Source organism: Microbulbifer mixtoriginis (SeqCode) (assembly GCF_052466715.1).
The window spans coordinates 4,224,623-4,237,046 of record NZ_CP174288.1; the positions used below are offsets into that span (position 1 = coordinate 4,224,623).

The 12,424-nt window shown below is 52.5% G+C and carries 9 protein-coding genes; 3 read left to right on the forward strand and 6 right to left on the reverse strand.

The window, feature by feature from the left end; translation table 11 throughout:
- Positions 1-40: 40 nt before the first annotated feature.
- From icmH to ACJJH9_RS18725, 6 genes are all read right to left on the reverse strand, one after another.
- Positions 41-907, reverse strand: a complete 867-nt coding sequence (icmH, locus tag ACJJH9_RS18700) for a type IVB secretion system protein IcmH/DotU (RefSeq protein WP_444923654.1) — start codon at positions 905-907, stop codon at positions 41-43.
- Position 908: 1 nt separating this feature from the next.
- Entirely contained in the window at positions 909-2,246 is a 1,338-nt protein-coding gene (gene tssK / locus ACJJH9_RS18705; RefSeq protein WP_444923655.1) for a type VI secretion system baseplate subunit TssK, read from the reverse strand.
- Between the two features lie 66 nt (positions 2,247-2,312).
- Entirely contained in the window at positions 2,313-2,930 is a 618-nt protein-coding gene (gene tssJ, locus ACJJH9_RS18710; protein WP_444887806.1) for a type VI secretion system lipoprotein TssJ, read from the reverse strand.
- A gap of 23 nt (positions 2,931-2,953) precedes the next feature.
- Positions 2,954-4,732 carry a type VI secretion system-associated FHA domain protein TagH gene (gene tagH, locus ACJJH9_RS18715; RefSeq protein ID WP_444923656.1) on the reverse strand — a complete coding sequence of 593 codons (1,779 nt, stop codon included), beginning with the start codon at positions 4,730-4,732 and terminating at the stop codon, positions 2,954-2,956.
- A 133-nt stretch (positions 4,733-4,865) separates the two neighbouring features.
- Positions 4,866-6,365 (reverse strand): type VI secretion system contractile sheath domain-containing protein, encoded by a 1,500-nt coding sequence (locus tag ACJJH9_RS18720; RefSeq protein ID WP_444899260.1) that lies wholly within the window; start codon positions 6,363-6,365, stop codon positions 4,866-4,868.
- A 70-nt stretch (positions 6,366-6,435) separates the two neighbouring features.
- Entirely contained in the window at positions 6,436-7,155 is a 720-nt protein-coding gene (locus tag ACJJH9_RS18725; RefSeq protein ID WP_252084216.1) for a transposase, read from the reverse strand.
- Between the two features lie 190 nt (positions 7,156-7,345).
- Between ACJJH9_RS18725 and ACJJH9_RS18730 the strand changes: the two genes are divergently transcribed.
- The 3 genes from ACJJH9_RS18730 to ACJJH9_RS18740 all read left to right on the forward strand — a co-directional run bounded on the left by ACJJH9_RS18730 (position 7,346) and on the right by ACJJH9_RS18740 (position 12,418).
- Positions 7,346-8,209, forward strand: a complete 864-nt coding sequence (locus tag ACJJH9_RS18730) for a Stp1/IreP family PP2C-type Ser/Thr phosphatase (RefSeq protein ID WP_252084215.1) — start codon at positions 7,346-7,348, stop codon at positions 8,207-8,209.
- A gap of 23 nt (positions 8,210-8,232) precedes the next feature.
- Positions 8,233-11,313, forward strand: coding sequence for a DUF6531 domain-containing protein (locus ACJJH9_RS18735; protein WP_444923657.1), 3,081 nt, complete (start codon positions 8,233-8,235; stop codon positions 11,311-11,313).
- 82 nt (positions 11,314-11,395) lie between these two features.
- Complete coding sequence (locus ACJJH9_RS18740; RefSeq protein ID WP_444891552.1) at positions 11,396-12,418, forward strand: succinylglutamate desuccinylase/aspartoacylase family protein; 1,023 nt, start codon at positions 11,396-11,398, stop codon at positions 12,416-12,418.
- Positions 12,419-12,424 lie beyond the last annotated feature (6 nt).

Genomic DNA, 12,424 nt, shown 5'->3' on the forward strand with positions numbered 1-12,424 from the left:
TCCCGGGCTCAGTCGGCACCGGATCAATTCGGTCCGAGTGTCACCCTTCCCCTTGCGGGGGCTCGCTGTCACTGCCTGTTAATTCCACTACTCGGTCAGCCACAGGGGTGGTCATTTCGTAAAGCCACCAGCGATAGCCGCTGTAGGTGGCAACCAACAACCCCAGTGCGACGCTCATAATCACCCACAAAGGCATGTAGTGAATCAGGCCCGACTTGCGCTCGACACAACCCTGCCAGTGGGGAGAGAGATCACGGTCCATTGCCGATTTGTGCTGCTCTATGGTCCGATAAAGCTCATCGCGAATCTGCTCAATCTGCTCGTGGCCCCGCTGCACCAAGCGATACTTGCCTTGAAAACCGAGACTGAGGCAAAGATAAAAGAGCTCTAACAACTCCAGGTGGGAAGCAGGGGTTTCCAGCATACGCTGCAGAATGGAAAAACATTTCTCACCACCAAACGTCTCCTTGTGGAACAGGCTGAGCAACGAGTGCTGACTCCAACCACTCGCCGTACCCCAGGGCGTAGTCAACACCACTTCATCCACAACGGTACACAGCAGATAGCGCGCGGTAAGCACTGCCTCAGGGGCCAGGCCCAGCTGTTTGGATTCCCGCTCAAATGCCTGAATTTCCTTGGTCAGCCGCTTGTGCAGATCCGGCACATTGGAGTGATTCATGGTTGTGCGCAGCTTGATAATCACCCCCAGCAGCTTGGAGGCTGCGGAGACCAGGGGATTCAAACTATTGCGAATCTGCATATCCGCTGAACTGCCGGGATTGGCAAAGAACTGCGGCTGTGCAGATGAACCGGGCTGCACCGGAGCTGCGGCACCTGGAGTGGGAATCATTACGGTCCTGTCACCTGCATTGGGCGACGGTGGAGTGCTGAAGCTGTCGTTGCTCATATCAATTATTCCTTATGGCCCAGAGCTCCATGGTCAGCCCCGGGAAATCCGCGCCGAGATGCACCGCAAAGCCTCCAGATCTCTGCATGGCCTGCCAAAGCTCACCGCTGCGCTCCATTTCGAAATAGGTAAAACCCGCGTGATAGGGAATTTGTCTCGGCGCCACTGGCAAGGGGCGCAATGACAATCCCGGCAGCTGAGCGGAAATCAACTCACGGATAGCTTCCACTGGCGCCACTTTGGCCTGCGTGGGGAAACGACTGCGCAACAGGTCGCCGGGCATATCAGCTTTAGCGGCCATCACGAAACTGGCCGTTTTCAGTAGCGAGGGATCGGAAACCGGGGCCACATAAATACCAAACTTTCTCTGCACCAACTCCATGGCAATAGCAGTCTGCTCCAGAACTGTTGAGAGCGACTGGCGCAGGGCTGAAAACAACCCAGCAAAGCTGAGTTGTAGGTTTTCGTGCGAGTAACTGGGGATTTCCGGCGGGCGCTTGGTCGATGAAGTAAATGTCGACAGCTCACCAGCCAATTGCAGTAACTCCACAAACAAACTGTGCGGGTGTAGGCGTGGCTGAGCAGTGATCTGTTTTAATAGAGGTTCAAAACGATTAATAACCTGCAGCAACAGATAATCGGCAATCTCTGCTGAGCCACTGCGGCCACTATCACTTAGGCGGTGTCCCAGCGCGGAGCCGCGGTGATCCAACAGGCCTTTAACCTCTTCGATATAGGCTTTGATTACCGCTGAAGTCTCTGCATTCAATAGCGGCGGAATATAGTCTGCATCCAACTCGACCGGTTTCTCCGGCTGGCGTTCGCGTATTCTAGCGATACCAATAGACGCGTATCCGCTGAGATCATCGCTCTCAAGCTTGAGACACACTCGCAGTTTGCCCACCTGGATACGGGCAGACTCCCCGGAGGCTGCGGCACTATTGCGCGCATCGAAGTTTGCTGTCTGGTAGCGCGCCTGGGGAAAATCTTCCTGGTCACGGATGGATTCCTGGCTGCCGGGACGCTTCATCGGTACACATAGATAGACGATCTCATCACGGGTGTTAACCGGCACATCCAGGACATCCGGTAGGATTTCATTTTCCGGTGCAAGAATTGGCGTACCATCGGGAAATATCGCACGTACACGGGATAGCGATATCTTTCCCATAGAGAGCGGTTCACTATCGATCGCCAGCTCCAGCACACCCCAGGTATAGGGCCCCAGCGAAGCTGTGCGAGCCTCAACTAACTGTTCGAGATAGCGGTCCTGCTGCTGGAAATGTTGAGGGCGTAAAAACATGCCCTCACTCCAGATCACCTTGTTGTTAACCGACATATGTCTTCCTTTTAAAACCCAATTCCACTTGAAGTGGGCTTAATTAAACCTGTGCTGAGCGACGCTCTATTTAGATTTTTCCGCTTCCTGAAGACGCTTCTTCATCAAGTCATAGTCTTCACTGGAAATTGTCACCGTGTCGCCCTTCTTCCCACTGGTATCGTTGCGAGATAGCGGTGAAACAATGCCTCGGCGTCGCTTGGCGATATTATCGGGTGTGCCGATACGCGTGTCGGCCAAGGCAATCTGATAACTATTCTTTTTGTGGTCGGTTATCGGCAGCACCATGAGTGCATCGGCTTTTTGATACTGCACAAATTCTGCCAATAAACCGATGTACTTCACCTCTGGAGTCAAAGGCAGCTCTTCCACACGCTGCTCACCAGGTGCGAACTCCTTCAGGATAACGGTATCAAGGAGATCCTTGCCGAGACGGGATTCCGCATTTTCATAAAGATTAAGGAAATCCTCTCGAGCAAACTGGCGGTCGTCTGCCAGCATAAACACGCGCACTACCACCGGCGATGCACGACCATCATCATCCGGATTGACGTCATTGCGGATGTTGACCGAGAGCTCGACACTGGTATCCAGATTCAGGGTGCGCCTAGTTGTTTGGCACGCTGCCAGACTGACTACCAGTATTCCGAGTAGGGTGAATTTCAGTAACTTTGTTATGGACACGACCAATTCCCTCTTCCGATCTATTAATTTTTCAGCTGTCTGGCGTTCTTCAGCTCAGACAACTGGTTTTCATAAGTCACAGCAAACTCATCACCGAAAAGCTTGCGGTAACAAGCATCCGGATCGCCCACTAATTCCCGATACATCGCGCTGAAGCCCTCCCATTTCTTTGCATTCTTATTGCCGAATACACCAGAGGTATTCCCCAGGCGACGTTCAATATTGTCCGGGCTGAAATACTGCAACATCGCACTGTAACCAGCGCGCATCCCCGCCAGCACCGCGACCTGGTGATCGGAGAGATCATCGAAACTATCCTGCACCGCCTCCTTGGGCTGTAAAAAAGCACCATTACCGGCGAACATCGCCTCCAGCGCATCTCTCTCCGTGGCACTGAATTTCAGTGGGTTATTCGCCTCTGTCTGGATCATAGTGCGCTGTACACGCAGCTCATTCTTGATACTGCTGCGCGCACGTAGGAGGTCGATCAGGCGGGAAACCGTTTCGCGGACGATCTCCGCGGCCTGTTGATCGGCTATTTGTTGTTGCCCGGGATTCATATTCAGGCCCAGCGTTGCCGCCAGCACACTGGATACCGGAGGAACCGGGGCTGGCTGCACCGGCGCTACCGGTACTTCAGGCGCCGGGCTCTGCTGAACAGGAGCCGGTTGTTGCAATTGGGAAAAGCTCTGCCCCTGAGAGGCAAAACCCATAGGGCTTGCAGGAGGCGCCTGTGCAGTATCAAAGCCCGGTGCGCCCGCTACCTGTTGTCCCTGTATTGCCGCAAAAGAATCCGCAAAAGGATTATCCTGTTGAGCCTGCGGGGCTTGTGGCTGCATTTGTACCGGGGGTGGTGACACAGGCGCTGGGGCGAACTGGGGCTGCTGTTGGGCAACTGGCAGTGATGGGGGCGCAAGCGGAGGCTGAGGAGCTACCTGGGGTTGCGGAGCTGGTGCCTGGAAAGATTGCGGCTGAGGTGCTTGAGGCTGTGTGGAGGAAGGAGCCTCAAATGACTGGGCCGGAGTTTGTGGAGCAATTTGCACAGAGTGTTGATCTGCCGGCACATGATCCTGGGCACTGCCATCTTTCCACCACTCATCATCGGACCATTGCCCTGGCGCCGCCTGCCCTTGGGGTTCGCTACCAAGTAAACCGAGTCCCTGCACATCTGACGCCCCGAAAGACTGAGGCTGCTCAAAAGCCGACATGGGGTCCAGTGGACCCGGATCTGCAGCCAGTAAATCATCCTGCGCGGGAGCACTCTGACTACTCTGTGGGACGTAACCCCATTCGCCAGACTGGGAAATATCGTTGCTGCCACCGGGTTCCAACCAGTTATCCAGCTGCTTTGCCTCCGCTTGGCTCTGCATCTTGGCCATAGCACTGGCATTGAAGGTGGTGCGATCGGAAGTATCGAGAAAATCGGCACTGCCCAATCCCTTTGGCAGGTCACTTTCGGCCTGAGGCTGTCGCAACGTCACCTTGAGGCGATATTCACCCACATTGATGATATCCCCCTCGTTCAGAGGGAGTTTATTGCCTTTACCCAGCGGGTTATCGCCATCGTTATGATAGGTACCGTTAGTGCTGGTATCTGTCAGGAAAAATTGCCCATCACTGAAAGAAATTTGCGCGTGCTGAGATGAGACAACACGTTCGGGATCGGGTAGCACCCAGTAATTATCAGCAGAGCGCCCCAGACTACCCCCATCTTTAGTGAACAGCTTGGTGTGCTTGAGCATATTGGCCCCTGCGGGGTCGGCCAATACTGAGAGAATTAGATCCATGTCTTCCTGACTCACACAGTTGTTGTACTTCGCTCATCCGCTGGGACACAAACTACCAAAGAGAGCGAAAATGATTCGGGCACAATGGCCTTCCACACAAGAAATTCAAACCCGGCCTACAGAGAATGCCGTGACCGGGAAATACTTTTTAACTCCAGGGCCCTTTTAATTCTCCACCGGCGAGAGATCTCAAACTGGGGAGGACAATCTGATCGCGGCCCTGTACCGAGCGCATAGTACTCAGCCCCGCCTGACTAAACTCTGCTGCTGCACGATCGGTAAGCAACGCTTCAGCACAGGGGGTAATCCACTGTCCCTGGGGCAGTTTACGCAGATGCAAAGGCAGGCTTTCATAGGTTGCAGAGGTGGGAGCCTGGAATCTGCCGGTTGTGGAAAAACCTTGGCAGATAGCCAAGGCGAGCAGATAGGCACTATTACCCCACTGATAGTATTGGTGGCCCTGATCGGGGGTTAGTTCTTCAAAATCAAAATGCTCAGTGGTGGAGGTCTCACGGCCAAATGGCAGCCGTAACATAAAGCGGGGGGCTGCCAGTGCAACATACTCACTGGCGGAGTAATCCCGTACCGCCTGCCAGCTTTCGGCAAAGCGCTCACTCAAAGGATAATACCAATCATCTGGATCAACCGATCCTGCCAAGCTGGGACAGCCGGCCAGTTTGGTGTCCCCTCCGAGAAGCAGAGTACTTCCAGCCGCTTCCGCAATAGTGGAGAGATCGATCAACAGATGCAGATCCCTCTCCTCGTCCGTAATAAAAAAGTCACCCAACACGAGGTTGTAGGGACGATCACCAGCGACTGTTTCACGCTCAACCAGTAATTTAAAAACCTGAGACTTTTCCAGATCGCTCTCAGCACTAGCAAAATCGGCAAGCAGCTCTTCCTTGCTGACATCAATCAGGTGCAGCTGCAAATTTGGGTGTTCGTCTAGTCGCCTCATTAAGAAATGCAGACTGAGCCAGCTCGCCTCCAACTGGCGGAAATCACTATGATGCATCACCTTGCGCATAGTGTCAGAGGTCGCCTCGGCCAAGGCGTTTAAATACTCCCCTTGCATGGGATCCACGCTTTTTTGTACATAGGGGGCAACAATGTCCCTAATCAGTTGATCTACCTGGAAAGCGCTGCCATTTTCCCTAGCCAGGCGCTCGCGACCCGCCGCGAGAATCTCATCGAGGATTGACTGCTCAGATGAATAATCCGCAGCCTCTTGCCCGGTTTCAGTCAGCTCCGGTTTCCACTGACGAATCTCCTCTGCGGCTTGCTGGAATTGGCCAGGATCACGCAGGCGTTGACCGAGCGCTATAAAATGTTTGAAAAGCGGTAGGCGGCTGTAGAGGTAATCCGGGTGTAAATCATCAAAACAAGGTAATTGCAGCGGCTCATCCATCACCGGCAACTGCAGGCTCACCCTAAGATCACTGAATACTCCTTCAAAAGTATCCCGGTTCAGCACATATACCCTGCGCTGAGCAATAGTCTCAGGCTCGCACTGACGACGGCTGGAGCGACCACTAAAATCGCCCAAGATTGCGACTTTTAGAATATCACTGCCATGGTCCATGGTTTCTTCCTTTTTATTTTTATCGCCGTGGATTTGAAATCCGGCAGCTATAGTGGCTTTGCTCACAGTTAATTATCCACAGGTAAAAAAAATACGCAGCACAACGAAACCGCTTGTACTCATCATGCGTTTTTATCTATTTGGTTTCCACTACTTGTTTTTCGATTTTATTCGACTTTCTTGGTCGTCCCCTTTTCAGCGGACGAACCCTCTGATTGGCGATTTGTTCAATCTTATCTTTAAAAGCATCTCCACCCAGAACATGCCCCAACTTAATGGTTTCAGCGATGTAATCCAGTAGCCGGCTATCAAAGCTATAGCGAAAAAGCTGGCGATAAGCCTGTGCACGTTGCCCTGCATTTTCACCCAAGTCGGTATATAAACGATGATCTTTAATCAAATTATCATGCTTAGTGTTTACATGATGATTGAAACTTGACCACTGATAATTTCCCAGTGAGTCAGCAAGCCCCAAATAAAGGGGGCGCAGTTCCACATAGCGGTAGCAGGTCAGCAAGTAGGCATCGGAGTCAATCAAGCTGGATTTATAACGCCCTCGCCAAATGGTGCCGGAACGCTTGTAACGGTGATTGACAAACTGTACGTAACGACGCCCTAGAGATTGCATCATTGAAGGTATGCCATCTGGAACCCTCGGGGTGGCAATAATCTGAATCATATTGGGCAGCAGGACGTATGCATGCACATCCACATGGTACTGATCAGCAGCATTGCGCAAACTAATCAAATAATATTGATAATCCTCCTCATCAAAGAAGCACGGCAAATTATTGTGACCAACTTGCACAATATGCTGAGGGATATCTATTAGATTGAGCCTGGGCAAACGAGGCATTTTGCCAGCAAATCCTTTTTTATAAGGCGCAATGCCTTTCTAGTGATGAATAAAGGTTTTATTATCGCAAATCAGGGAAAAAAATTTCAAACTTAGTCTACTGCCAAGTTAACATGAACTCTGGTTAGTGGTTGTAATCATGTTACGCTGCATTTTGTTGCTATTTAAATAAAGGGGAGTTGCACCAGACATGGATCAGATAAGTCTGGCGGTCAACGGACGCACTGACATTGGTCAAGTTCGCGAGGAAAACGAGGATAGTATTCGCTGGTATGCCAGCGCCGACCAACCTTTCGCCTATATCGTGATAGCGGATGGTATGGGGGGATACACAGGCGGTGCCACAGCTAGCAAAATAGCGGCAGAAACCGTTCAATTCCATTTAGAAGATCTTTTAAAACATACCTTTCTCTCCTGCACACCCGAGCAACAACAATTGATTTTACGCGCGACTTTGATCGACGCTATCAACAGTGCCAACAACGCCCTCCTAAACACAAAAAATACCAACCCGCATTTTGCAAAAATGGGAACAACAATTGTTGTCGCTGTTATGTGGCACGATTTCCTGATCGTCGCGCATATTGGTGATTCTCGCGCTTATCTATGGAATAACTTCGGCTTACAGCGCCTTACACGCGATCACAGTGTTGTTCAAGAAATGATAGACAGTGGTCAAATAAGCGAGGAGCAGGCACAGCAATCCAGTGTACGAAATCACATAACCCGCGCTTTGGGCGTTTCCAATTCTGTAGAAGCAGAAATTAATAGCTGGAAATTAACAGAGAACGCTTTGCTATTACTCTGCACTGATGGCTTAACTGAATATCTGGACGATCATGCGATTGAGCGAGTGCTTGCCACTCACCGCCCTGCTCTGGAATGTGTTTATCGCTTTATTGATGATGCCAACAGAATGGGAGGGCGCGACAATATCAGTGCGGGTATTCTTGAATACTCCTCCCAACCCGCAGCGCAGATACTCGCACAAGAGCAGAGCGCAACCCAAAGACCAAAATCACCAGATGTAACTATCAGAAAAGCGCAACGATAAAACTGTTTGCCGGAAGCTGAAGAATGACACCGGAACGTCTCACCCAGCTGGTCCCCAACCTGCTCAAAGTCTTAAGCCCCTCCACAGCCACCTTCCCCCAGGGAAATCCTGCGGCAGCCCATCGCTGGGTGGAGGCTATTGAAGAACTTCCCGAGGCCCAAATTACTGACGGCCACCACCGACCTCTGTGGCCAGAACCACCTACTGTCGAGGTCAACACCTATACAATTTCAGCTGCGCCTGAAGTCGAGCTGTTACCCGGAGTCAATGAGGGCCCAGTTCAATTTATTAATACTCCCGGTACCAACCCACTGGGGACTCATGTCCCCGCTCTTAGCCGGTGCCGTCGGGTACACGAACAGGTAATCATTGCAACCGGCGAACTGAATTTCGAATGTGTGGACCTCACAATACCGGGACCACTGCCATTTTCTTGGAAACGATACTACCGCTCTAGTATCGATGAAGACAGTGGAATTGGAGCTGGCTGGCGTCATTCGCTGAGCGAACAGTTACTGGTGCAGGATAACCAAGTAGAACTGTTTAATGCCGAAGGCCGCAAGATTCAATTCCAGTTACCCGCGATTGGGCACGGCTGTTATAACCGCTTCGAACGACTGCTGCTATTCCGGCAGAGTCTGCACAGCTATCGACTCTCCACCTTTAATGAGCCCGATAAAATTTTTCGCGCAGATGGAGTCAACAGTGCACTCCCGCTTACCGAGATTCGAGATCAGTTCGGCAATTCCCTAACCATTGATTACAGCGAAGGGTTACCCAGAAAAATTGTCAGCTCCTGGGGGCGGGTACTCGACTTCGAAAGCCGCGGCGGGCGCCTTACCAAACTGCTGAATAACCACGCTCCCGACGATCAGCGCAATCTGTGCAGCTATGAATTCCAGGGCGGTCTACTAACCGAAGTCCACAGTAATCACGATCTGGAGAGCTATCACTATCACGATTTATTGCTTGTGCAAGCGCACAGCGGTGTGAGTGGCAAGCGTCAATTTGAATACGACCTGCAAGGGCACTGCCACAGGCTGATACAAGAGGAATCGGTAACATTATTAACCTGGCAACACAACCGTGGGAATTGCCAGGTAGAAAATACTGAGCGAACTCCACACCAGCTGCACTTCAACCAGTTCGGCCAGCTCACCAAAGAGCGTCAAGGGCAGCGGCAAAAAAGCTGGCTCTACGACTGCTACGGGAATCTATGCCAGCAGATTAATGCCGATGGACAGCATTCCTTCTTCCGCTACGATGAATTTGGCCGCTTGCGGCGCATCACCGAAGGGAGCAACAGCAAGCGTTATTTATACAGTGAAGACGGCTACCCACAGGCAGTACAGTTAAGTGAACAACAATCATGGCTGTTCACTTACAGCGACAAGGGACGGCCACAGGCAATTATCGACCCGGAACAGCAAGAGTGGAAATTGCTCTATAGCGATCGCGGTATGCTCACGCAAATTACAGATCCCGAGGGCGGCTGCATTGAGTTTACCTGGGATGGCCAGGGGCAGTTACAAACGGTGCGCCGAGGGGAAAAGCAGTGGGGTTTCGAATACGATCACTGGCAGCGCATGACCACGCTGGTCGTCAATGGGGAAACTTGGCGTGAGTGGCGCTATGGCCCCACCGGCGAATTACGCGAGTCCCACATAGGCAGCTACCAATATGGAATCGATTACTGCGAGCGTGGCCAACCCCACGCCATCCATGCCAGTAACAGCCAAAGCTTGCAGTGGGACTACGATAGCTGCGGCCGTATTTGCCAGATACATTTCGCCGATGGCAACCAATGGGCTTTACACCACAATACCCAGGGCCAGTTGACCCAGCTGCAAACCCCCACCGGTGATTACTGCTGGCAATATGATGGGCTCGGCCAACTGATCAGCCACCGCACCCCGGACGAGCGCCAACTCACTTGGAACTACAGCGTTGATGGCAGCCTTAGTGAATACTGTGATAACGACTGCCGTTGGTACTTCCACTATTACGACAGAGGCACCCTCGCCAGCATACGCAATAATAATGGCCAAATTAATGAGTTCCATTACGATACTGAAAAACGCCTGATTCAAGCTAATAATTTACATTCATCTGTCCGTTTTAAATACGACCGACGCAACCGGGTTATCGCCGAGAACCACGACAGCGGTGACGTGCGCGATTTCAGCCTGAGGTATCAGTACGATTCACGCGGCTGGTTGAGAAGCGCCAGCTCCGACAACCTCGACTTGGCCTACACGCTCACACCCTGTGGCGCGCTTTACGGTGTGGATGCCAATGGCGAGCCGGTGCTACGCAGTGAGTTCAAAGAGCAAAACACTATTCATATTCAGGGAGAAGTGCGCAGTACAGTCAAACATCGGTTTGGAAGCCCTTTTAGTCTGGAAAGTGGACTCGCCCTCGCTTGGCAATTCGATAAGTGCCCCCCGCTACAGCTCACTACTCCAATACGCCAGACCGGGTTTCCCCAGGCACAAATCGACAGGGATAAACGCGGCAACGTGGTCGCCGAGCGGCAAATTCCCGGGCGCAGAGATTATCAATACCAGTACGACGGTTGGGGGCTGATGAGCACCGCAGAATGCGGCGATTTTAAAACTTATTTCCGCTATGACCCGTTCGGGCGCCGTCTGAGTAAAACCTGTACCCATCGCAAATCGTCACGCCAACGCCGGGTCACCAGCAGTTGGAGTGGCCTGGGCATCTGGGCTGAAGCACACCAGATCGATGGTAAATCCCGCGGCATCGGCCATTGGATAACACACCCCTTAAACGGATCCGTACTCTGCCACTGGAGCTCCGGCCGCTGTGAGTACTATCACACTGACTCACAGGGAAAACCGCTGGCTATTTTCGACGCACAGGGCACGGTGCAATGGTCTCAGGGAAAAGATGCCGAGGACAGAAATGGCCGAGCTTTTGGACAAACTCCTGGCCCCTGGCGCGGTATCGGCTTGATCGCCGATATTGAGACTGGCCTGTGGTACACCACTTCCGGATATTGGAATCCCGCCCTGCAAATGTGGCTGAACGGCTCAAGGATTTTCTCTCACACTACGTCCAATATGCCGCTAATCAGGCTCTAAAATCCTACTGGCGCCCCTCATCGGGGCCCACCCTGGCCTGCTCTATTCCCTAAACTTAGAGCTCTCAATTGCGAACGTAACCATGCAAGAATCCCCGAACTTTGAAATTGGCGGTATCGCAGTGGCCAAGGGGGAATCCCGCCATATAGACCTGCCTGTAGTCAGCCTCTACACCAATACAGAAATGGCCATACCCGTTTATGTACAGCGCGGTAAACGGGAGGGTCCCACGATTTTTGTCTGTGCGGCCGTGCACGGCGATGAGCTGAACGGCATCGAAATCATCAGCCGTTTGATTCAGAGCCGCAGTCTAAAATCCCTTCGCGGTAACCTGATTGCCGTACCTATGGTCAATGTCTACGGTGTGCTCCAGCACACCCGCTACCTACCCGATCGCCGCGACCTCAATCGCAGCTTTCCCGGTTCTGCCAAAGGCTCCCTGGCTGCGCGTATGGCCCATGTGTTTCTGCGTGAGATAGTGGCCAAATGCGATTACGGCATCGATCTACATACCGGGGCCGCCCACCGCAGTAACCTTCCCCAGGTACGCGCCAATCTCGACGACGATGTGACCCGTGCCATGGCCAAGGCTTTCGGTGTACCGGTATTGCTGAATGCATCGATTCGCGATGGCTCCCTACGCCAGGCGGCCGCAGATCGGGGAGTGAGAATCCTCCTGTATGAGGCAGGAGAAGCCCTGCGCTTTGATGAGTTGTGCATTCGCGCTGGCCTGAAAGGAGTGACTAACGTTCTCAGGCATCTGGGTATGCTCCCGGTAAGGCGCAGACGCAGCTTGATAGAGCCCTTTATCGCTCGTAGCAGTGGCTGGCTAAGAGCCGGCGACAGCGGCATAGCCACCCACCTTAAAGCGCTTGGTGATCAAGTGTACGCAGGTGACCTGCTCGCCACTGTTGCCGACCCCTATGGCAATGAACTAGACCAGGTACGCAGTAATGGCGAGGGAATCATAATCGGCAAGCAGAATATCCCACTGGTGCAGGAGGGAGAGGCGATGTATCACATCGCCTATTTCCACGAACCCCAGGAGGTAGTTGAAAACCTCGAGTTATTGCAGGACAGCCTACTACCGGATGAGAACTTCTAGAGGCGT

Coding starts and splice junctions, on each gene's coding strand:
- ACJJH9_RS18735 (WP_444923657.1), top strand. CDS start 8,233: ATGACACCGGAACGTCTCACCCAGCTGGTCCCCAACCTGCTCAAAGTC.
- tssK (WP_444923655.1), bottom strand. CDS start 2,246: ATGTCGGTTAACAACAAGGTGATCTGGAGTGAGGGCATGTTTTTACGC.
- ACJJH9_RS18725 (WP_252084216.1), bottom strand. CDS start 7,155: ATGCCTCGTTTGCCCAGGCTCAATCTAATAGATATCCCTCAGCATATT.
- ACJJH9_RS18730 (WP_252084215.1), top strand. CDS start 7,346: ATGGATCAGATAAGTCTGGCGGTCAACGGACGCACTGACATTGGTCAA.
- icmH (WP_444923654.1), bottom strand. CDS start 907: ATGAGCAACGACAGCTTCAGCACTCCACCGTCGCCCAATGCAGGTGAC.
- ACJJH9_RS18740 (WP_444891552.1), top strand. CDS start 11,396: ATGCAAGAATCCCCGAACTTTGAAATTGGCGGTATCGCAGTGGCCAAG.